Origin of the sequence: Bacillus sp. ChL18 (assembly GCF_026241425.1) — a bacterium.
Classification (GTDB): domain Bacteria; phylum Bacillota; class Bacilli; order Bacillales; family Bacillaceae; genus Bacillus; species Bacillus velezensis.
In genome coordinates this window covers 2,122,070-2,144,490 of sequence record NZ_JAPHWE010000001.1, presented here as the reverse complement: position 1 = coordinate 2,144,490, position 22,421 = coordinate 2,122,070, and the positions used below count along the sequence as shown (strand labels likewise).

The window sequence follows — 22,421 nt, the reverse complement described above, 5'->3', positions numbered from 1 at the left end:
AAGACAATCTTTACAAAAAAGTGATGTGATTTTTAAGAAAATAAGCTAACGTATTTCTTAGAAGACAGGGGGGGAAATGAATGAAGAAAATAAGGGGTATGCGTCTTTCGTGCTGTTTGCTCACGGTTTGTTTTATGATGTTCAGCGTGAAAGATGCGGAAGCAATCGGACAAGCAGGATCACTGAATGAAGCTGGAACGGATAAAGCGTATAAAGAACGGCAGACTGAAGACTCCGGCCGTGTCCCACTCAGAATCATCAGCATGAATGATCTGCACGGAAAAATTGATCAGCAATATGAGCTTGACCTAAACGGAGACGGTAAACCGGATGGCACTTTCGGGCGAATGGACTACGCCGCAGCGTACATTAAAAAGGCGAAAGCCGAGAAAGAACACGCCCTCGTGGTACATGCGGGCGATATGATCGGGGGCAGCTCTCCCGTGTCAGCCCTTTTTCAGGATGAACCGACAGTAGAATTGATGGAAGACATCGGTTTTGATGTCGGAACTGTCGGCAATCACGAATTCGATGAAGGAACGAATGAGCTTAAACGGATCATCAATGGAGGAGATCATCCGGACGGTAAGGGGACAAGCGGTTATGACGGCCAAAATTTCCCGCTCGTCTGCGCCAACTGTAAACTGAAGTCAGGGGAGTCCTTTCTGCCGCCGTATGAAATTAAATACATTTCCGGAATTCCGGTCGCATTTATCGGGGTTGTAACCAGATCGGCGGCAGGCATGGTCATCCCGGACGGAATTAAAAATATTACGTTTACGGATGAGGTAAAGGCTGTCAATGACGCCGCCGCTGACCTGAAGAAAAAAGGAATTAAAGCAATCGCCGTGCTCGCCCATATGTCTGCTGAACAAAATGGCTCAGCCATCACGGGAGAATCCGCAAAGCTTGCAAGCGGAACAGACTCAGAGATTGATGTGATTTTCGCCGCGCACAATCATAAAGTCGTAAACGGAGAAATCGACGGCAAGCTGATCGTGCAGGCATTTGAATACGGAAAAGCAATCGGAATCGCCGATCTTGAACTAGATAAAGAGTCGAAGGATATCGTGAAAAAATCAGCGGAAATCCAATATATCGATCAAAGTAAAATCAAGCCTGACCCGGCTGCGGCAGGCATATTAGGCAAATATGAAGAGAAAGTGAAACCGATTATCAGCGAAACGGTCGGGGAAGCGGCCCATGATATAACGGGCGGATATTCAAATGACGGCGACACGGCGCTCGGAAATCTGATTGCCGACGGTATGAAAGCGAAGATGAAATCCGATTTTGCGCTTATGAATGGAGGAGGCATCCGGGACGGCTTAAAAAAAGGGCCGATCACATGGGGAGACCTTTATAATGTACAGCCGTTCGGCAATGTGCTGACGAAGCTTGAAATCAAAGGAAAAGATTTGCGGGAGATCATTAACGCGCAAATTTCTCCGGTGTACGGACCGGATTACAGCATCAGCGGATTTTCCTATACATGGAACCCGGAAACCGGACAAGCGGTTGATATGAAAATGGCGGACGGTACAGACATACAGCCCGAAAAAGGATATACAGTAACAGTCAATCAGTTTATGGCGACGGCAGCGGGGGCAAAATACGGTCCGATCGGGAAACTCGGCAAGAATCCGGTGACGGGGCCTGAGGATTTGGAAGCGACAGTAGACTATGTCAAAAGCTTTTCCGCACCGATTTCTTATCAGACCGACGGCCGCATCCGCACGGCATCAGCCGCCGAAACACCTGATGACACCGGCAATCAGCCGGGAAGCGGGGAAACACCGGGCGGCACCAGGCCTGATAAAGGAGAAAAACCTCAAGCGGAAAAACCCGCTAAAAAACCGGATGCAGCAGTACAGCCTGATCAAACCAAAAAACCTAAACGTCCTGTCGCAGAAGAAACAGCATCTGATACAGTGCAGCCAATTCCCGAATCCCGTCCGGCGTCTGCCGCAAATTCGGAACAAAGCACAGAACAGACTGAAAGCGGCACACAAAAAGGCCGCCCATTGCCTGATACTTCAGCGGGCAGCCATCAGACGGCATTGGCCGGACTGGTGATCACGGGTGCCGGCGTATATTGGCTTTTCAGAAAGAAAAGGGGAACCCGCACACGATGAACAAACTGAAACATATTCCGCTTCTCGTCATCATCGTGGGTATCATCATCACATGTTACGGAAGCTGGAAGATCATTGATTCACATATGAAAACGAACCAATCGCTTGAAGAAGCAAAAAAAGCAACAGAACCTGTCTTGGAAAAGAAAAAAACAAAAAGCGCTGTGCTGACACAGCGCAAAAAAGAATTTCACCCCGAAACGGGTGAGGCAAGCGGCATTTTAGAAATCCCTGAAATCGACGCTGAGCTCCCGATCGTCGAAGGGACTGACGCAGATGATTTAGCAAAAGGCGTCGGACATTATAAGGACAGCTATTATCCGGGCGATCACGGCCAAATTGTGTTATCCGGCCACAGGGACACGGTGTTCCGCCGGACCGGCGAACTGAAAAAAGGAGACAGACTGAACGTGATTCTGTCTTACGGCACGTTTTCTTATAAAATCAGCCGTACAAAAATCGTCAGCCGGGATGATACATCTGTCATCACCCTTCAGCACAAGCGGGAGGAACTAATCCTGACCACTTGCTATCCGTTTTCTTACATTGGAAATGCGCCGAAACGATATATTATATATGCCGACCCGGTTTAAGAAAAATACGTTTCAGTAAAATGAGCCAGATCAGCCGGCATCTGCGCCTCGGCAACGATTTCTTCTCCTGAGATCGGATGGACGACACTGACTTTTTTGGCGTGAAGCGCCTGCCTGTGAAACAGCGTCCTGCTTCCGCCGTACAGCGCATCGCCCGCTAACGGATGGCCGATGCTTGCCATATGCACCCTGATTTGATGTGTTCTCCCGGTTTCCAGTTCAAGCTCTGCCAATGTAAGCTGCGCACCGGGATGATAGCCTTTCACTTTGTAATGGGTGACGGCGGCTTGTCCGCCGGGTGAGACGCGCCGTCTGACGGAATGTGACCTGTCGCGGCCGATCGGCGAGTCAACCGTGCCTTTTTTAGGCGTCACTTTTCCTTCCGCCACGGCGATATAGGTGCGTTTTAATGTTTTGGTTTCGAGCTGACGGTCAAGGATTGCATGGGCCAGGCGGTGTTTCGCGAAAACGACCGCGCCTGACGTGTCACGGTCAAGACGGTGAACGTGGCGCACTTTCGCCTGCTCGCCGTTGATTTGAAAATGGTAAGCGATCAGGTTGCTGAGGGTGCCGGTCTGACCCTCTTCATTTGGATGAGTCGGCATTCCCGCCGGCTTATTTGCAATCAGCATATGATTGTCCTCAAATAAAATGTCCGGCTCTCCGTATTCCGGAGTCACCGAAGAACCCGTTTTTTCCTGAAGATCAATGAATAAGCGATCTCCGGTTTTCAGTATGATGTTGTTTTTCGGTGATGTTCGATTCACCTGGATGCTTTCTTGGTTCATCCATTCCGTAATTACGGGTTTTGACGCCTGGAATTCAGATTTCAGGACTGAAAACAGCCATTGTCCGGCGTGCTTTTCCGTAATCAGGAGTTCCAGACCGCGGTCATTTTGTTTCATATCATAAAGCTCCTTTTCAAGCGGAAAGCGGCTGTTTCAATAGGAAACACTTACCTTAGCTTTCGCGTTTTTTTCTATGCTATTCTTGATAAAGATTAAGGATATTCACATGGCAAGAAAGGTGATTGATGTGAGAATTGTGAACGCAGCGACTGACGGACAAGAAAGCGCGATACAAGAGCTTTCCTCTGAATTGTTTCAAAATGTCTTTCCTCTTTATTTCTCCGAACTGGAAATTCAGCGCTTTAAAAAAAGGGGCGTATTATCATTACAAAACCAACGTTACCAAGGAACTTTAAAAGAAGCGTTTCAAATAATGGCTTGTCTGCAAACGGTACATATCATGCTGTCAAAGCCGCACCCGGTATATGACGTCAAAGAGCGGGCGCTGTTTGATAAAAATTGCGCTTTGCTGAACGAATGCGGAATGAATTTTCCGTTTACCCATGATGATTTCGAGACAGGGGCCGGATCAGAAGCCTGCGGTCGCAGAAGGCTGATCTGACGGGTGTAAAGAGCCTTTTGACAGGCTCTTTTTTGCTTCTTTGACATGATACCACAATTTCTTTCCTCTAACTCCCTTTATATTGAGACAAATCCCCGAGCATAATAAATGTCGAAAGGGGTGCTTTACAATGAGTTCAATCAAACAATCAATGACTACCCACGTGGCTACCGTTTCTCCCAATCAAACGATCCAGGAAGCGGCTGCGCTGATGCACCAGCATAATGTCGGAGCAATTCCCGTCGTTGACGGAGGGGAATTAAAAGGAATGCTGACAGACCGTGATATCGCATTGAGAACAACGGCTCAAGGCCGCGACGGCCAAACACCTGTTTCACACGTGATGTCTTCTGCAGTTGTATCCGGAAACCCGGAAATGAGTCTTGAAGAGGCGTCACATCTGATGGCCCAACACCAAATCCGCCGCCTTCCCATTGTCGATCAAAATCATCTGGTCGGGATCGTTGCGCTTGGAGACTTAGCGGTCGATCAGCGTTCAAATGAGTCTGCGGGAGCAGCTCTTTCCAATATTTCCAGTCAAAACACACAGTAACGGATGAAGAGAGCTTGCACTTATGCAGGCTCTTCTTTCCGTCAGAATGTTACATTTTGAACGCGAAAGAAATTCACGGTATAGTGTATACATAGGTCAGTACGTTTAACTAAAGGAGCTGTAACCATTGATAAAAGCATTAATCTTTGATTTTGACGGGTTAATTTTAGATACAGAAACCCATGAATATGAAGTGCTGCAGGAAATGTTTGAAGAACACGGTTCAACATTGCCTTTATCCGTCTGGGGAAAGGTGATCGGAACGGCCGCGGGGTTTAAGCCGTTCGCATATTTAGAGGAGCAGCTGGGAAGAAAGCTCGATCATGATGAACTGACGGCGATCAGGCGCGGGCGCTTCGAACAGCGGATGAAGACGGAAACGGCGCGTCCCGGGGTGGAGGCTTATTTAGCCGCGGCAAAAGAATTAGGATTGAAGGTGGGGCTCGCTTCCAGCTCAGATTTTAAATGGGTGTCGGGCCATCTGAAGGAATTAGGCCTGTTTGATGAATTTGAAGTGATTCAGACGGCTGACGACGTAGAAGAAGTGAAGCCGAATCCGGAGCTCTATCTGAAAGCTGCGGAACATTTGGGCGTTGAACCATCTGAATGTCTGGCCTTTGAGGATTCGGTCAACGGCTCAATCGCAGCCAAACGGGCCGGCATGAAATGTGTCATCGTCCCGAATAAGGTAACAAGCGCCCTGTTGTTTGAAGAATACGATCACAGACTGGAATCGATGGCTGAAATGGAACTTGAATTACTCTTACAGCGATTGAACGATCAAAACGAACCGGCAGGGGGAAGCAGCATTGTCTGAGAAACTTGATCTGACCCGTTTTGAAAAGAAAATGGTCATACGGAATATGGAAGAGAAAGATATTAACAAAATTATTGAGCTGCAAAAGGATTGTTTCCCGGGGATGGAGCCGTGGGAGCCTGAGCATTTAATCAGCCATCTCGCGCACTTTCCGGAAGGTCAGTTTTGCGCGGAGTATGAAGGGGAAATTATCGGTTCATGCTCAAGCCTGATCATCAATTTCGATGAATATGATGACCGCCACACGTGGCAGGACATTACAGACGACGGTTATATCACGAACCACAACCCGGACGGATTGAATCTGTACGGGATTGAGGTAATGGTTCACCCGGAATACAGACGGATGAAAATCGGACACCGGCTGTATGAGGCGAGAAAAGACTTGGCGAGACGATTGAATCTGAAAAGCATCATTATCGGCGGGCGGATTCCGAATTATCATAAGTATGCGGAAGAAATGACGGCGAGAGCCTATGTCGAACAGGTGACGCGCCATCAGATTTATGATCCGGTGCTTTCTTTCCAGCTGATGAACGGATTTACGCTCATGCGGATCAATCCGAATTATCTCCCGGATGACACCGCGTCCATTAAATATGCGACATTAATGCAATGGAACAATGTCGATTACCTGCCGCAGTCGAAGCGCTATTACAAATCGGCATTTCCGGTGCGCATTTGCGTCATTCAATATGAAATGAAAAAGATTTACTCCTTCGAGGAATTTGCCAATCAGGTTGAATATTATGTCGATGTGGCTTCCGATGCGAGATCTGATTTCGCGGTGTTCCCGGAAATTTTCACGACGCAGCTGATGTCATTTCTCGAGGAGCGTTCTCCGAGTCTGGCCATTCAGAGGATTACCGAATATACCGAGGACTATATCAGCCTCTTTACAGATCTCGCGGTGAAATATAACGTCAACATCATCGGCGGCTCTCACTTCGTTGAAGAAGAGGGGAAAATTTATAACATCGCCTACTTATTCAGACGTGACGGCACGATTGAAAAACAATATAAGCTTCACATTACGCCGAATGAGCGGAAATGGTGGGGCATCAGCGCCGGAGACAGGGTGCGCGTATTTGATACGGACTGCGGAAAGATCGCCATTCAGATCTGTTACGATATCGAATTTCCGGAGCTTGCGAGAATTGCCGCGGATCAAGGGGCGAAAATTATCTTTACGCCGTTCTGTACTGAAGACCGCCAAGGCTACTTGCGCGTAAGGTACTGCTCTCAGGCGAGAGCGGTTGAAAACCAAATTTACACCGTCATCTCAGGTACGGTCGGAAACCTGCCGCAAACAGAAAATATGGATATTCAATACGCGCAGTCAGCCATTTTTGCTCCGTCGGATTTTGAATTTGCCAGAGACGGAATCGTCGGTGAAACGAATCCGAATATCGAAATGGTCGTGATCGGGGACGTGGACCTTGAAATCTTAAGAAGGCAGCGTGAAAACGGAACCGTGCGCCAGCTGAAAGACCGGCGCAAAGATATTTACCGGATTACGCACCTGAAATAAAAAAACGCCCGCTCCGCTTAAGGGGCGGGTTTTTTTATAAAAACACTTGCACCGGCCCCGGTTTCGGGATATGCTCTTGTAGCCCTTTCGCTTTCTGGGAGAAAGCGTTTTTTTAATTGCCGCCGCTTTATTGACTCGCCCATGCCGCGCCTTTATATTCTTATTAAGAGGAAAACTTCACCAAGAGAATCGGCGTCAGAAGCCGGGCAGCTTTCGATACAGTGCAATGATATTGAAAGGGAGATGAGCGGTGTGGAACATGTACAAAAAAATCAGTCACTCAAACAAAAGGATAAAGAGCTGATTTGGCACGCGATGAAAGGGGCGGAGCCGGATGACAGCATAATCGTCCAAAAAGGGGAAGGCGCCTGGGTTACGGATATTGACGGCAGACGGTATTTGGACGGTATGTCAGGCCTGTGGTGCGTCAATATCGGATACGGGAGAAAGGAGCTTGCCGATGCGGCTTACAGCCAATTGAAGGAGCTTCCTTATTATCCGCTGACCCAAAGCCATCAACCTGCGATTGAGCTTGCGGAAAAATTGAATGAATGGCTCGGCGGCGATTATGTGATCTTCTTTTCCAACAGCGGATCGGAAGCAAATGAAACCGCGTTCAAAATTGCCCGCCAATACCACATTGAAAACGGCGATCACAGCCGCTTCAAATTCATCTCCCGGTACAGAGGCTATCACGGCAATACGATGGGGGCGCTCGCCGCTACCGGCCAGGCGCAGAGAAAATATAAATATGAGCCGCTCTCACAAGGTTTTTTGCACGCGGCGCCGCCTGATCTTTATCGGAATCCCGGCGATGCCGTCACATTGGAAAGCGCGCATGAAATCGACCGGATCATGACGTGGGAATTAAGCGAAACGATTGCCGGCGTTATTATGGAGCCGATTATTACAGGCGGAGGGATACTGATGCCCCCGGACGGGTATATGGCAAAGGTAGAGGACATTTGCCGCCGCCACGGCGCGCTTCTGATCAGTGATGAAGTCATTTGCGGTTTCGGCCGCACGGGAGAGCCGTTCGGATTTCAGCATTACGGCGTTTCACCGGACATCGTCACAATGGCAAAAGGCATTACGAGCGCTTATCTGCCGCTGTCGGCAACGGCGGTAAAACGGGAGATTTTTGAGGCGTATTCGGGCGGTGAGCCGTACGGCCGCTTCCGGCACGTGAATACATTCGGAGGCAATCCGGCAGCCTGCGCCCTGGCTTTGAAAAACCTGCAATTGATGGAGGACGAAAATCTGATCGCCCGCTCCCGGGAGCTTGGAGAAAGGCTGCTCCGTGAGCTTGAGCCGCTCAGAGAACATCCGGCGGTCGGAGATGTACGAGGCAAGGGCCTTCTTACCGGCATTGAGCTCGTCAAGGACAAAATCACGAAGGAACCTGCTGATGCCGCCCTTGTGCAGCACGTCATCACCGCGTGCAGAGAAAAAGGCCTGCTTGTCGGGAAAAATGGTGATACTGTAGCGGGATATAATAATGTCATTCAGCTGTCTCCGCCTTTTTGCCTGTCGGACGAGGAGCTCTCTTTCATCATTTCGACCGTCAAGGAAAGCGTGATGAGCATTGATTTTTAATGTAAAGGAGTAAAACATGAGTTTTCACAACCAGCAGATTCTACCGGCTATCCGGAACATGAAGCAATTCGATGCATTTTTAGAGAGTCCGTTCTTATACGGCGTCATTTTAGATATCCACCTTGGTCAATTAAAAGGTGTCGTAAATGAAGCAAAAAAACACGGAAAACTTCTGATGGTTCACGTCGATTTAATTCACGGCATTAAGCATGACGAATACGGTGCGGAGTTTATTTGTCAGGATATCCGGCCCGCGGGTATCATTTCGACGAGATCATCAGTCATTGTCAAAGCGAAACAAAAGAAAATATACGCGATCCAGCGTCTGTTTCTCTTGGATACGAGCGCCATGGAGAAAAGCATGGAATTCGTCGGAAAGCATAAACCTGACTTTATCGAGGTTCTCCCAGGCATTGTTCCGACTTTAATCAGAGAAATTAAAGAAATGACGGGGATTCCTATTTTTGCCGGCGGCTTCATCCGCACGGAGCAGGACGTTGAAAACGCCTTGCAGGCAGGAGCCACGGCCGTGACGACTTCAGACACAGAACTATGGGCTAAATATGAACATTCTATGACAAAAAAAGATTGACACCGCTTACACCCGTTGTTACAATAGACCTAGGTTAATACTATGTGATGGAGATCCGGAGACCCACAACAGCTCTTTACGGAAGCAATAAAGCGTAAAGCGGTTTGTTGTGGGTTTTTTATTCTCTATAACTCTGTCAAACCTGCTATTTTGTCATTTAGGAGGAATGATGATGACAGCATTTTGGGGAGAAGTAATCGGTACAATGCTGCTTGTTATTTTCGGCGGCGGCGTTTGTGCGGGAGTCAATTTAAAGAAATCGCTTTCATACCAATCCGGATGGATTGTTATTGTATTCGGCTGGGGATTGGGAGTAGCCATGGCGGCATATGCCGTCGGCAGCATCAGCGGCGCCCACTTGAATCCGGCTTTAACGATAGGCCTTGCGCTTGAAGGCAGCTTTCCTTGGAAAGAGGTCCCTGTTTATATTGCGGGACAGATGATCGGAGCAATGATCGGTGCGGTTGTTGTGTTCCTTCATTATCTGCCGCATTGGAAGGCGACGGATGATCCGGCCGCCAAACTGGGCGTTTTCTCGACCGGCCCGAGTATTCCTCATACATTTGGGAATATGATAAGTGAAGTCATTGGTACGTTTGTGCTTGTGCTCGGCATTTTGGCAATCGGAGCGAATGAATTTACAAAAGGGCTGAACCCGCTGATTGTCGGATTCCTCATCGTTGCCATCGGGATTTCTCTTGGAGGGACGACCGGATATGCGATCAACCCTGCGCGGGATTTGGGGCCGAGAATCGCTCACGCCTTTTTGCCGATTCCGAAAAAAGGGCCGTCAAATTGGAAATATGCCTGGATTCCCGTAGTCGGTCCGATCATGGGCGGTGCGTTCGGCGGCGTATTTTACAATGCTGCGTTTAAAGGAAATGTGACACCTAGCTTTTGGTTTGTAAGCGTTATAATGATTGTAGTGGTTTTCATACTCTATATTTATACCAAGAAATCTCAATCACAGAAAACATTATCAAATTCTGAATATATTTAAAAAGGAGAGCGGCATCATGGAGACCTATATTTTATCAATTGACCAAGGCACAACAAGTTCAAGAGCGATTCTTTTTAATAAAGAAGGAAAAATCGTGCATTCCGCTCAAAAGGAATTCACACAGCATTTCCCTCAGCCGGGCTGGGTGGAGCACAATGCGAACGAAATCTGGGGATCGGTGCTCGCCGTTATCGCGACTGTAATTTCCGAGTCCGGAATCAGCGCTGATCAAATTGCCGGCATCGGCATCACGAACCAAAGGGAAACGACGGTCGTATGGGATAAAGATACCGGAAAGCCGGTATACAATGCGATTGTGTGGCAATCGAGACAAACATCCGGCATTTGCGAAGAGCTTCGTGAAAAAGGATATAATGATACATTCAGAGAAAAAACGGGACTTTTGATCGACCCTTATTTCTCAGGAACGAAAGTCAAATGGATTCTTGACAATGTAGAAGGCGCGCGGGAAAAAGCGGAAAACGGAAATCTTCTGTTCGGAACGATTGATTCATGGCTCATCTGGAAAATGTCCGGAGGGGCGGCGCACGTAACGGATTATTCCAACGCTTCAAGAACGCTGATGTTTAATATACATGAATTAAAATGGGATGACGAGCTGCTTGATATTTTAGGCGTGCCGAAATCAATGCTGCCGGAAGTGAAACCGTCTTCTCATGTGTACGCGAAAACGGTTGATTATCATTTCTTCGGTAAAAACATTCCGATTGCGGGAGCGGCCGGAGACCAGCAGTCTGCGCTGTTCGGTCAGGCGTGCTTTGAAGAAGGCATGGGGAAAAACACATACGGCACAGGCTGCTTTATGCTGATGAATACCGGAGAAAAAGCCATCACTTCTGATCACGGCCTTCTGACGACAATCGCCTGGGGATTAGACGGAAAAGTCGAGTATGCACTGGAAGGAAGCATCTTTGTCGCAGGTTCTGCCATCCAATGGCTGAGAGACGGCATGCGGATGTTCCAGGATTCAAAAGAAAGCGAGACATACGCAGAGCGTGTGGATTCCGCTGACGGTGTTTATGTCGTGCCCGCTTTCGTCGGATTAGGCACACCGTACTGGGACAGTGACGTGCGCGGCTCAGTTTTCGGCCTGACACGCGGAACGACGAAGGAGCATTTCATTCGGGCTACGCTTGAATCTCTCGCTTATCAGGCGAAAGATGTGCTTGATGCCATGGAGGCTGATTCAGGCATCTCTTTAAAAACATTGCGTGTAGACGGCGGAGCGGTAAAAAATAACTTCCTCATGCAGTTCCAGAGCGACTTGCTTGATGTGCCGGTCGAACGTCCGGAAATTAATGAAACGACGGCGCTCGGTGCTGCGTATTTGGCCGGAATCGCTGTCGGCTACTGGAAGGACAGCACTGAAATCGCTGATCAATGGAACCTTGATAAGCAATTCAAACCGGAAATGGAAGATGAAAAACGCGATGAATTGTACGGAGGATGGAAAAAAGCAGTAAATGCAGCTATGGCTTTTAAATAAGATAAAAATGTGGTATACTGAAAACAAGTTAATAGGAACGGTCCTGAGATGAGGAGAGACCACAGCACCAAAGTGATGACATGCGCTTTGGCTGTTGTGGTCTCTTTTTCTATACCGTGACAACAAGGAGGAAACGTAATGATGAATCACCAATTTTCAAGTTTGGAACGGGATCATATGCTGGAAGACATGACTAAAAAAACATACGATCTGTTTATTATAGGCGGAGGTATTACGGGTGCCGGCACGGCGCTTGACGCAGCTTCAAGGGGAATGAAAGTCGCTTTGAGCGAAATGCAGGATTTCGCGGCCGGCACATCAAGCCGATCCACAAAGCTTGTCCACGGCGGTTTGCGTTATCTGAAGCAATTTGAAGTCAAAATGGTTGCAGAAGTCGGTAAGGAACGTGCCATCGTGTACGAAAACGGCCCGCACGTCACGACGCCGGAATGGATGCTGCTTCCGTTTCATAAAGGCGGCACGTTCGGTTCATTCTCTACTTCCATCGGCCTGCGTGTGTATGACTATTTAGCGGGAGTAAAAAAATCAGAGCGCAGAAGCATGCTGTCTGCTAAAGAAACGCTGCAAAAAGAGCCGCTCGTCAAAAAAGACGGCTTAAAAGGCGGAGGCTATTATGTAGAGTACCGGACGGACGATGCGAGACTGACGATTGAAGTCATGAAAGAAGCCGTTAAATTCGGTGCGGAGCCTGTCAACTATTCTAAAGTGAAAGAACTGCTTTATGAAAAAGGAAAAGTTGTCGGCGTTTTAATTGAGGATCTGCTGTCAGGCAAGGAATACAAAGTTTACGCCAAAAAAATCGTCAATGCGACAGGTCCGTGGGTCGACGAGCTGAGAGAAAAAGACCATAGCAAAAGCGGAAAACATCTTCAGCACACAAAAGGGGTCCATCTTGTATTCGACCAATCCGTATTCCCGCTTAAACAGGCGGTGTACTTTGATACGCCGGACGGCCGGATGGTGTTCGCCATTCCGCGTGAAGGAAAAACATACGTGGGTACGACCGATACGGTTTACAAACAAAAACTTGAGCATCCGCGCATGACGGTGCAGGATCGCGATTATGTCGTCAGCTCCATCAATTATATGTTCCCGGAACTGAACATTACGGCGGACGATATTGAATCAAGCTGGGCCGGCCTCAGACCGCTTATTCACGAAGAAGGGAAAGACCCGTCTGAGATCTCCCGTAAAGATGAAATCTGGACATCTCAATCAGGCCTGATTACGATCGCCGGAGGAAAACTGACGGGCTACCGTAAAATGGCTGAGCACATTGTCGATCTTGTCCGCGACCGCTTGAAAGAAGAGGGCGGCCAGGACTTCGGCGGCTGCAAGACGAAGACGATGCCGATTTCTGGCGGACATGTCGGCGGCTCTAAAAACTTCGAGTCATTTGTGGAAGCAAAGACAAAAGACGGCTTGAAAATCGGTTTATCACAGGAAACGGCTAAGCAGTTAGCCATCAGATACGGCTCTAACGTTGAAAATGTATTCAGCCGGATTGAAGGTCTGAAAGACGAAGCGGAAAAACGTCAGATTCCGGTTCACATTTTGGCGGAAGCGGCTTACAGCATCGAAGAAGAAATGGCTGCGACACCTGCCGATTTCTTCGTCCGCAGAACGGGAAGACTGTTCTTCGACATCAAATGGGTGCAAACGTATAAAACGGCCGTGATTGATTACATGAGCGACCGATTCCAATGGAATGACGAAACGAAAGAAAAACACACTGAGTGGTTAAATACGCTGCTGCACGACGCGGTTGTTCCGCTCGAACAATAATAACCGGAGGGCTGTGCCGAAAAGGCATGAGCCCTTCTTTTATCTTCTTACATAAAGCATTTGGTTAAGTTATCAAGTGACACGGGCAGCCGCTTCATATTAAAATATGGTCATAAGCTGAAATTATAGGAGGACGAACATGAGTTGGAGTAAGAGTTACGAACGCTGGAATCAGGCCGAACAATTAGATTCAGAATTGAAAAAATTATTGGCGGACGCAGAAGGAAACGAGCAGCTGCTGGAAGATTTTTTCTACAAAAATCTTGAGTTCGGAACAGGAGGCATGAGAGGAGAAATCGGGCCGGGTACGAACAGGATGAATATTTACACGGTCCGCAAAGCATCCGCCGGACTTGCGGCGTATATCGCGAAACAGGGGGAAGACGCGAAAAAAAGAGGGGTTGCGATCGCATACGACTCCCGTCATAAATCTCCTGAGTTTGCGATGGAAGCTGCAAAAACTCTTGCTTCCCAAGGCATTCAAACATACGTATTTGATGAGCTCCGCCCGACGCCTGAGCTGTCTTTTGCGGTGAGAAAGCTGAACGCTTATGCCGGTATCGTCGTGACGGCCAGCCATAACCCGCCTGAATATAACGGATATAAAGTGTATGGCGATGACGGCGCACAGCTGCCGCCGAAAGAAGCGGACATCGTCATTGCGGAAGTGAATGCCATAGAAAATGAATTAACGATTCAAGTTGAAGATGAACAGTCACTGAAAGAAAAAGGTTTGATTAAAATAATCGGTGAAGAAATTGATAAACCATATACTGAAGAACTGACTTCCATCTCCGTACATCCCGAGCTTTCGGATGAAGTGGATGTCAGCGTCGTGTTCACTCCGCTGCACGGCACGGCGAATAAACCGGTGCGCCGCGGTCTTGAAGCACTCGGTTACAAAAACGTCACCGTCGTAAAGGAGCAAGAGCTGCCGGACCCGGATTTTTCAACCGTCAAATCGCCGAATCCGGAAGAGCACGCGGCATTCGAATATGCCATTAAGCTCGGAGAAGAACAAAACGCTGATATTCTTGTCGCTACGGACCCGGATGCCGACCGTCTCGGCATTGCCGTGAAAAACAGCGAAGGCAAGTACACAGTGCTGACGGGAAACCAGACAGGCGCGCTTTTATTGCATTACCTGCTTTCCGAGAAGAAAAAACAGGGCACCCTTCCTGAAAACGGTGTCGTCATGAAAACGATTGTCACGAGCGAATTGGGCCGCGCCGTCGCTTCATCGTTCGGATTAGATACGGTTGACACGCTGACAGGCTTCAAATTTATCGGTGAAAAGATCAAAGAATATGAAAAATCAGGCCAATACACGTTCCAGTTCGGGTATGAAGAAAGCTACGGCTACTTAATCGGCGATTTCGCGCGTGACAAAGACGCGATCCAGGCTGCGCTGTTAGCCGTCGAGGTATGCGCCTTTTATAAAAAGCAGGGCATGTCGCTTTATGACGCACTGCTGTCCATTTTTAAAGAATACGGATATTACCGTGAAGGCTTGAAGTCATTGACGTTAAAAGGAAAACAGGGAGCCGAGCAGATTTCCGCTATCCTGACTTCCTTCCGAAACGATCCGCCGAAGCAGATGGCCGGAAAACAAATCACGCAGGCTGAAGACTATTCAACGGGAAAACGGACTGTATTTGCCGATCATCATGAAGAGGATATTGATCTGCCGAAGTCAAATGTCCTGAAATATTTCCTTGAAGACGGCTCTTGGTTCTGTCTTCGTCCATCAGGAACAGAGCCGAAAGTGAAGTTCTATTTCGCTGTGAAGGGAACTTCTTTACAAGACAGCGAACAGCGTCTTGCCGCATTATCTGAAGCCGTCATGAAAACAGTGGATGGCATAGTGGAAAAAACGAAATAAACAACAAACCGCCGGAAGCGACATCCGGCGGTTTTTTTATGCGTCTCATCCGAAAGTATGAGGAAAATTCATGCTGAAAACAAAGGAATATACAGAAAAGAATTGATATAATATGGATAATTCTGATTGGCCGGAGTGAGGGAAATTGACGAAAACGACGGTAGAAACGTTAAAAACGTTAAAAGCGATTGCGGAAACCTTAAACCAAAGCCACGATTTAAAGGAAGCGCTTGATAAAGTGCTCCGCGAACTGCTCAGCCTGACCGGGCTGCAGACAGGGTGGATTTTTCTGATTGAGCCGGACGGATCTTATACGCTCGCCGCATCCGCTTATTTACCGCCGGCTCTCGGTCAGCGGGAAAAATCACTCATGTGCAGCGGGGAATGCTATTGTCTGACCAAGTTCAGCAATGGCGGATTGACAAAGGCCGTAAACATAATGAATTGTAAACGGATTGAATTTGCGGAACAGACGACGAACTGCCGTGATACGGAGGGCATTACCCATCATGCGACCGTACCGCTTGAGGACGGCGGCCGGAAGTTCGGTTTATTAAACGTCGCCGCAAACGAAAAGACATTTTTCAACGAAGAAGAACTGCATCTTCTTGAAGCGGTTGCATTTCAAATCGGAACGGCGATTCAGCGGATGAAATTGGCCGAATTTGAGCAGCAGAACGCCCTGTTGATGGAACGAAGCAGACTTGCGCAAGAGCTGCATGATTCCGTCAATCAGATGCTGTTTTCTGTCAGCTTAACGGCAAAAGCCGCAAAGAGTTTTACAAATGATGATCGGCTCCGGCAGATGATTACGTTTATTCAAGAGCTGTCTCAGGATGCGCTAACAGAAATGAGGGCGCTTATTTGGCAGCTGAAGCCGGAAAGTTTGACGAAAGGGCTGTATGCGTCGATCAAAAGCTATGCCGCTCTTATCGGCCTGGAAGCCGTTTGTGAAATGGAGGATGAGCTGGAGCTTACGGATGAACAGGAACACGCGCTTTGGCGGATCGCCCAGGAAGCCTTGAATAACTGTAAAAAGCATGCGGGAACGGACCGGGTTATCATTTCCGCCGTTAAAAAGCCGGATTGCGCCGAGCTTCACATTAGCGACCGTGGAGCGGGCTTTAGCGCTGATGCGCATGCTGTGCTCCCATCGCTCGGCGTGGCCGGCATGAAAGCGCGGGCTGAAGCGATCGGAGGCCGCTTTACATTGCAATCCGAGCTTGGAGCCGGAACGATTGTCTCCGTTCGGCTTCCGTTTCGGGACAGGAGGTCTGATTGATGAAAATTGTGATTGCTGATGATCATCACGTTGTCCGCAAAGGACTGCGCTATTTCTTCGCCACTCAGGAAGACATTGAAGTTGTCGGTGAGGCGTCCACCGGTGCTGAAGCGCTTCAGCAAGCTGAAAAGACGGAGCCGGACATCATTCTGATGGATTTATCAATGCCTGATATGGACGGCATAGAAGCGGCAAAAATTGCGGCTGAACGATTTCCGGACATCAGTATCGTCGTTTTGACGAGCTATTCTGATCAGGAGCATGTCATTCCCGCCCTTAAAGCCGGCGCAAAAGCGTATCAGCTGAAAGACGCCCAGCCCGATGATTTAGTGAAAACGCTCCGGGAAGTATATTCCGGACGTTACCGGCTGTCGGCGGATATTGTGCCTCATGTGCTGACCCATATGGTTCAGGATGATCAGGATAAGGAAAAATATTATCACCTGACCCCTCGTGAAAAAGATGTTCTTCAAGAAATAGCCAAAGGAAAAAGCAATAAGGAAATTGCGGCGGCACTGTTTATTTCAGAAAAAACAGTGAAGACCCACGTGTCCAACCTGCTGTCAAAGCTGAATCTTTCCGATCGGACGCAGGCGGCATTGTATGCGGTAAAATATAATGTTTTTGGAAAGGCGGTAAAATCATGAGCATATTAGTGATCAGCGGAACACCGAGAAAAAACGGGCGGACTAGAATTGCCGCTTCTCATATCAGAGATCGGTTTCATACCGATTTTATTGATTTGAGCGAAAGTGATCTGCCGCTTTATAACGGTGAAGAAGAACAGAACGAGCTGCTTTCAGTGCAAGAGTTAAGGCGGCAGGTGAAAAAGTCGGCGGCCGTCGTCTTATTATCTCCCGAGTATCACAGCGGCATGAGCGGCACTTTAAAAAACGCCATCGATTTTTTAAGCAGCGATCACTGGGCATACAAACCGGTGGCAATCATTGCCGCGGCGGGCGGAGGAAAAGGAGGCATGAACGCGCTGGCGAATATGCGGACGGTCATGCGGGGCGTTTATGCAAATGTCATCCCGAAACAGCTGGTCTTAGACCCGATTCACATTGACATGGAGCGCCGGATCGTATCTGAGGATATGGCGGTCAGCCTGAAAGAGATGATCGAAGAGCTGAATATGTTCACAAATACAAGAAATCCCGGCGTCTGACGCCGGGATTGTTTTTATGTCAGCATGGCTAATTGATCTTCATAAGCGAGCTCTGCCGCATGATCAATATACCCGAGAAGAGAATACAGCTCTTTTTCAAGCACCGCATGATCATATTCGAAATGATACGCGTGCAGAAAGTGCTCAATACGCTTTGATAATAAATCATCTTTTGTACGAACCATCAATATTAACAAATTGTCCCATTGAGACCGGTGTGTGTAATACAAGGCTTTGTCATAATCGGCATGATCCATCTAACGCTTCTCCTTTCAATGAGAAGTTCTCCGTTAGTTTATGCCGCTGAAGCCCCGATGCAACGGGGGAAAAGTTGGTGTCCTTATCACTGCGGCATAGCAATATGAGGGAGACATAAAATAAAACCGCATATCCGTCTCTTCTTTGGACACGCTAAGATTGACAAAAAACGACTCAGGAGAACATAAAGATGAAATCCCTTCCATTTGCGCTTGCCCTATTGTTTTGCGGCATTCTCATTGCCTCGATCGCTGAAAAAGGGCATACAGAACACCTTGATCTATCAGTTGAAAAATGGGAGCAGCTCGCATGGAACCAGCTTGAACGTGAATACAAGGGGGCCGAGCTTACCGATTATTCGTACATGGGCCGTACAAAAGTGAACCGGGAACAGACGAAAGATGTGTTTCGCGTAACGGTGCAAACAGCAAAAGAAACGTTTTCATCCCGTGCTGAAGTGTATTTCCATCCCGTGACAAAGCATGTGATCAGCATTAATATTTTCAGACTGTAAAAAAAGCTGCACAGCCTAATTGAGGCCGTACAGCTTGTCAGATATCAGAAGAAACGTTTTGCGCCGAGGTAGCGCTGTTTCCAATAGGAATTGTTCATGCTGGAAATAACGACACCTGAATCGTTGGCATTAATAAACTGGCCGTTCCCGAGATAAATACCGACGTGGGAAGGTCCGGCTTTATAAGTTGAGAAAAAGACAAAGTCACCGACCGCCGGCTGGCTGACTGATGTCATCGTATTCCAGTAGCCTGCGGCTGAAAGTCTGGATACAGAAGTGACCTTATTGAGAACGTAATAAATGAAACCGCTGCAGTCAAAGCCTCTCGGCGTTGTCCCGCCCCATACATACGGTACGCCCAGTTGAGCTTTTGCGGCATCGATCATTACATTAATCTTCGCGCTTGTTGAACCTGTGCCGCCTGTGTTGCCGGACTGATTCGGTGTCGTGTTTGTCTGCTGCCCGGTAATCGTCAGCTTTTGTCCGATTTGAAGAACATCTGTTTTCAGATTGTTTTTCTCGCGGATCTGCTGGGCGGTCACATTGAACTTTTGGGCGATCACCCATAAAGAATCCCCGCTTTTCACGGTATATGTAGTGGTTTTCCCTGTATCTCCGGACTGGTTCGGAGTTGACGGTGAAGTCGAAGAGCCGGAAGATGACGTTTTTGTCAGCTTAAGCACTTGTCCGACCCGAAGCATGTCTGACGTCAGTTTGTTGATGCTTCTGATTTGCTGAACCGTCATGTTGTATGCGTTTGCGATTTTCCAGAGTGAGTCTCCGCTTTTTACTGTATAAGAGGACGTTTGCGTCTGGTTTTTATTTTGGTTTGAATTGTCTTTTGACGGTGTGTTTCCCGAAGAAGACGTTCCTTTTGTTTTCAGGACTTGGTTTACGTAGATCGTATCCGTTTTTAAGTTGTTTAATACTTTGAGTTCCGCAATGGTCATATTGACGCTGTTTGCGATCTTCCATAGTGAATCGCCGAGTTTGACTTTATACGTCCCGGAAGATGATGACTGCTTTTTGCTGCTGTTTGAGCTGCTGCCCGGTGTGGTTTTTTTCTGATCGGTGCTTGAGGAAACTTTCCCCGTCACTTGCAGCTTCTGTCCGGCGCGGATTAAGTCGCTTGTCAGACCGTTCAATTTTTTCAGTTCCTGTACGGACATTTTAAAATCAGATGCGATCAGCCACAGCGAGTCTCCGCTTTTCACTGTATAAACGCTTTTAGTCGTGCCGCTGTTCTTTGAAGACGGCTTTTTGCTGCCGGAATCTGATTTGCCGTTAGGAATGTTGAGCGTCTGCCCGATAGAAATAACGGTGGATTTTAGATGATTCGCTGATGTAATGGCATCCACGCTTGTATTGTAGTTTTGGGCAAGCTTCCATAATGAATCTCCGCTTTTAACCTTAATCGTTTGTGCTTCTGCCGGTGTTACAGCTAACGCAGACCCGACGATCGCAGATGCAGTCAAACCGACCGCTACCTTTTTTTTCATAATGAATCTCCCTTTTCCTGCGATGATTTTACTATCCCCATTCGTTGCAGCCGCAAGGTGAGGATATCAGTAATGATAATCTTTATATCGGCACTTGTCTGCAATCGTTTATCATATTAATAGAAATAGTCCTTTTTTCTTATGCCGGCATAAAAAAAGAAGGAATGCGGACATTCCTTCAGCTTCTGAGCAGTCTCATAATCTCCTCTTTGTTTTTGACCAGATCTCTTAACGTATATTTGTCTAAAACGGCCAGGTAAGCTTGCAGGGCTTCATTCAGAAGGTTCTTTAAGTTGCAGGCGGGAGATATGATACAGAGATTTTTTTTGGAGTCAAAGCATTCTACGATGTTAAAGTCGTCTTCTGTATTTCGAACGACTTCTCCAATGTTTATGTCTTCCGGTGTCATTCCTAATCGGATTCCGCCTCCCCGGCCCCGGATCGTTTCGACATACCCGAGCTGGCCGAGGCGGTAAATGACTTTCATGAGGTGGTTTTTAGAGATGGAATAAGTATCTGCGATTTCTTTTATGTTGGAAAGTTCGTCGGAATGTTTGGAAGCCAAAAAAATCAAAACGCGTAAAGAATAATCGGTATAGTTCGTTAATTTCATAGAATGACCTCGGAAAAAGAGATTTTGCTTCTGTTACAGTCTATCATATATGAATCTAAAATGAAAAAAAAGGAATTTGCCCCTTTAACTCAAAAAAAAACGTGCGCTCCTTCTGAGCACACGTTTTTTTGTTAAGACATCGGCGGCTTACGATCGTCAGCCGATTGATGTTTTTCAATTTTGCGATCCAATTTTGCGAGATAACGGGAGGCAAATTCTTTTCCGCCAAGACCGAATGAAAGTCCGAAGGCAAGCGCGAAACCGCCCAGAATCAGAATAAACGCGGCATTTACGATCGTGTCGGCGACACCGAGCTGATCCAGCGCCATAAAGATTGAGAGAGTGATAATGGTATATTTCGCAAGCGGCGCCAGGAATCTGAATTCCTTTCCGCTCAGCATGCCGGCAAGCAGCCTGCTGACGAGCTGTCCGGCCAAAAGCCCGATTCCGAGAATAAATACAGCGGCCAGAACATTAGGCAGGTAAGCGATAATACCGGTTGCGATAACGACGAGAAATTCGAGATGGACAAGCTGCAGCGCCTCTGCCGTAAAGAGCAGGACGATGATGATCTGAACAATCATGCCGACCGTCTGAGAAAGCGTCAGCTTCGGGGTACCCGCCTGTTCAAAGCCCATTTTACCGAGAAGAGAGTCGAAACCGGCCCGGTGCAAGAGCCCGGACACAATGCTGTTGACCCATTTTCCGATCCAGATGCCGGCGATGATCAGCACGATACCGATGATGATATTAGGGAGCATTGTGAAGACCGTGTGCAGCATGGCTGACGCCGGTTCAGAAATACCCGCCACATCAAGCCGGTCAAGCGCAGAAATGATCACCGGAATGAAAATCAGCACGTAGACAATCGTTCCGATGATTGCCGACAGGCTTGTATCCTTCAGGTATATAGAAAGCCCCATACGTGCGGCGAGCCTTTCCGTGCCGATACTCGCCAGAAAGTTTGTGACGATATCACGGACGAGACGGGCAACAAGCCAGCCGATTAAAACAATCAGCGCCGCGGCGAATAATTTCGGTATAAAGGACAAAACGCTTTGGATCATATTTGTAAACGGCCCTGATACTCCGCTGATTTGGAGAGCGGCCAAGACGCCGGGCAGGAACAAGAGCAAGACGAAGTAAAAAACGATTCGTGAAGCGGCCGTAACGGATCTGCTCATCTCCGCTTCTTCAGAAACCATTGTCCATTTTCTGAACCGGCCGTTTTCAGCGAGTTTCATGCCCGCTTTTTTGACGAGATAGCTGAAAAGCGAAGCGGCCGCCCAGCCCAACAGCAGAATCAAGCCGGCTTTTAAAATGCTCGGCACAGCCGCCGTTATCGCTGACAGCATGCTGACAAAAGGCGAAGCCACGGTTGTCAGATGCAGAATGTTAAAGAATAGAATAAAAACGATGATTAATGCGATAAAATAAATGACTTTACTGATGACTTTTTCTGAGGAATAGCGCGCCGGCTTTTTTTCGGCGAACAGCCTGTCGTCGATTTTTGTTTTTTGCAGGCCTTTGTATACGGCTTTTTCAATGATTTTGGCAATGCCCCAGCCGATAAGCAGGACGAGCAGTGCAATGATCAGATTCGGGAGTTTGCTGAGATACGTCGTAAGCATGTCTGCTGTATTCAAGTAGAATCGCTCCTTTTCT

At 47.9% G+C, this 22,421-nt stretch carries 21 protein-coding genes; 16 read left to right on the top strand and 5 right to left on the bottom strand.

The window, feature by feature from the left end:
- The first annotated feature begins 80 nt into the window (after positions 1-80).
- Both OQ477_RS10620 and OQ477_RS10615 read left to right on the top strand, forming a co-directional pair.
- On the top strand, positions 81-2,135 hold the full coding sequence (locus tag OQ477_RS10620; protein WP_265972356.1) for a bifunctional metallophosphatase/5'-nucleotidase: 2,055 nt from the start codon (positions 81-83) through the stop codon (positions 2,133-2,135).
- Positions 2,132-2,728: a class D sortase gene (locus OQ477_RS10615; protein ID WP_032874231.1), complete on the top strand. Its 597-nt coding sequence runs from the start codon at positions 2,132-2,134 to the stop codon at positions 2,726-2,728. Before OQ477_RS10620 ends, OQ477_RS10615 begins: the two co-directional genes overlap by 4 nt.
- Here the strand turns inward: OQ477_RS10615 and OQ477_RS10610 are convergent.
- Positions 2,725-3,633 (bottom strand): RluA family pseudouridine synthase, encoded by a 909-nt coding sequence (locus tag OQ477_RS10610; protein ID WP_265972355.1) that lies wholly within the window; start codon positions 3,631-3,633, stop codon positions 2,725-2,727. The two genes, OQ477_RS10615 and OQ477_RS10610, sit on opposite strands and share 4 nt — an antisense overlap.
- Positions 3,634-3,742: 109 nt before the next feature.
- Here OQ477_RS10610 and OQ477_RS10605 point away from each other — a divergent pair, with 109 nt between their 5' ends.
- From OQ477_RS10605 to OQ477_RS10545, 13 genes are all read left to right on the top strand, one after another.
- Entirely contained in the window at positions 3,743-4,138 is a 396-nt protein-coding gene (locus OQ477_RS10605) for a DUF5365 family protein (RefSeq protein ID WP_265972354.1), read from the top strand.
- A 130-nt stretch (positions 4,139-4,268) separates the two neighbouring features.
- The gene (locus OQ477_RS10600) at positions 4,269-4,691 is read left to right on the top strand and encodes a CBS domain-containing protein (RefSeq protein ID WP_007408449.1); all 423 of its coding nucleotides are present in this window, start codon (positions 4,269-4,271) and stop codon (positions 4,689-4,691) included.
- Positions 4,692-4,818: 127 nt separating this feature from the next.
- On the top strand, positions 4,819-5,508 hold the full coding sequence (locus tag OQ477_RS10595) for an HAD family hydrolase (RefSeq protein ID WP_003155347.1): 690 nt from the start codon (positions 4,819-4,821) through the stop codon (positions 5,506-5,508).
- The gene (locus OQ477_RS10590; RefSeq protein WP_007408451.1) at positions 5,501-7,039 is read left to right on the top strand and encodes a bifunctional GNAT family N-acetyltransferase/carbon-nitrogen hydrolase family protein; all 1,539 of its coding nucleotides are present in this window, start codon (positions 5,501-5,503) and stop codon (positions 7,037-7,039) included. Before OQ477_RS10595 ends, OQ477_RS10590 begins: the two co-directional genes overlap by 8 nt.
- A gap of 243 nt (positions 7,040-7,282) precedes the next feature.
- A complete protein-coding gene (locus tag OQ477_RS10585; RefSeq protein ID WP_130571228.1) occupies positions 7,283-8,635 on the top strand; it encodes an aspartate aminotransferase family protein in 1,353 nt (450 codons plus the stop codon).
- 16 nt (positions 8,636-8,651) lie between these two features.
- Positions 8,652-9,227, top strand: a complete 576-nt coding sequence (locus tag OQ477_RS10580; RefSeq protein ID WP_007610287.1) for a glycerol-3-phosphate responsive antiterminator — start codon at positions 8,652-8,654, stop codon at positions 9,225-9,227.
- A 172-nt stretch (positions 9,228-9,399) separates the two neighbouring features.
- A complete protein-coding gene (locus OQ477_RS10575) occupies positions 9,400-10,227 on the top strand; it encodes an MIP/aquaporin family protein (RefSeq protein ID WP_265972348.1) in 828 nt (275 codons plus the stop codon).
- Between the two features lie 16 nt (positions 10,228-10,243).
- Positions 10,244-11,734: a glycerol kinase GlpK gene (gene glpK / locus OQ477_RS10570; protein ID WP_007610291.1), complete on the top strand. Its 1,491-nt coding sequence runs from the start codon at positions 10,244-10,246 to the stop codon at positions 11,732-11,734.
- A 138-nt stretch (positions 11,735-11,872) separates the two neighbouring features.
- Positions 11,873-13,540 (top strand): glycerol-3-phosphate dehydrogenase, encoded by a 1,668-nt coding sequence (glpD, locus tag OQ477_RS10565; protein ID WP_003155341.1) that lies wholly within the window; start codon positions 11,873-11,875, stop codon positions 13,538-13,540.
- 139 nt (positions 13,541-13,679) lie between these two features.
- Positions 13,680-15,422: a phospho-sugar mutase gene (locus OQ477_RS10560; protein WP_130571226.1), complete on the top strand. Its 1,743-nt coding sequence runs from the start codon at positions 13,680-13,682 to the stop codon at positions 15,420-15,422.
- Positions 15,423-15,567: 145 nt separating this feature from the next.
- Positions 15,568-16,704: a GAF domain-containing sensor histidine kinase gene (locus tag OQ477_RS10555; RefSeq protein WP_265972345.1), complete on the top strand. Its 1,137-nt coding sequence runs from the start codon at positions 15,568-15,570 to the stop codon at positions 16,702-16,704.
- A complete protein-coding gene (locus tag OQ477_RS10550) occupies positions 16,704-17,351 on the top strand; it encodes a response regulator (RefSeq protein ID WP_007610297.1) in 648 nt (215 codons plus the stop codon). Before OQ477_RS10555 ends, OQ477_RS10550 begins: the two co-directional genes overlap by 1 nt.
- Complete coding sequence (locus OQ477_RS10545; RefSeq protein ID WP_265972342.1) at positions 17,348-17,872, top strand: NADPH-dependent FMN reductase; 525 nt, start codon at positions 17,348-17,350, stop codon at positions 17,870-17,872. The genes OQ477_RS10550 and OQ477_RS10545 overlap by 4 nt, the downstream gene beginning before the upstream one ends.
- A gap of 14 nt (positions 17,873-17,886) precedes the next feature.
- Here the strand turns inward: OQ477_RS10545 and OQ477_RS10540 are convergent, their stop codons facing one another.
- Positions 17,887-18,129: a YhdB family protein gene (locus OQ477_RS10540; protein ID WP_021494909.1), complete on the bottom strand. Its 243-nt coding sequence runs from the start codon at positions 18,127-18,129 to the stop codon at positions 17,887-17,889.
- A gap of 191 nt (positions 18,130-18,320) precedes the next feature.
- Between OQ477_RS10540 and OQ477_RS10535 the strand changes: the two genes are divergently transcribed.
- The gene (locus tag OQ477_RS10535) at positions 18,321-18,644 is read left to right on the top strand and encodes a DUF3889 domain-containing protein (protein WP_265972340.1); all 324 of its coding nucleotides are present in this window, start codon (positions 18,321-18,323) and stop codon (positions 18,642-18,644) included.
- A 44-nt stretch (positions 18,645-18,688) separates the two neighbouring features.
- Here OQ477_RS10535 and OQ477_RS10530 read toward each other — a convergent pair whose 3' ends face one another.
- The 3 genes from OQ477_RS10530 to OQ477_RS10520 form a co-directional block, all read right to left on the bottom strand.
- On the bottom strand, positions 18,689-20,143 hold the full coding sequence (locus OQ477_RS10530) for a LysM peptidoglycan-binding domain-containing protein (RefSeq protein ID WP_265972339.1): 1,455 nt from the start codon (positions 20,141-20,143) through the stop codon (positions 18,689-18,691).
- Between the two features lie 178 nt (positions 20,144-20,321).
- A complete protein-coding gene (gene nsrR, locus OQ477_RS10525; RefSeq protein ID WP_032874275.1) occupies positions 20,322-20,756 on the bottom strand; it encodes a nitric oxide-sensing transcriptional repressor NsrR in 435 nt (144 codons plus the stop codon).
- A 131-nt stretch (positions 20,757-20,887) separates the two neighbouring features.
- Positions 20,888-22,402, bottom strand: coding sequence for a mechanosensitive ion channel (locus tag OQ477_RS10520; RefSeq protein ID WP_410577211.1), 1,515 nt, complete (start codon positions 22,400-22,402; stop codon positions 20,888-20,890).
- Between the last annotated feature and the right edge of the window lie 19 nt (positions 22,403-22,421).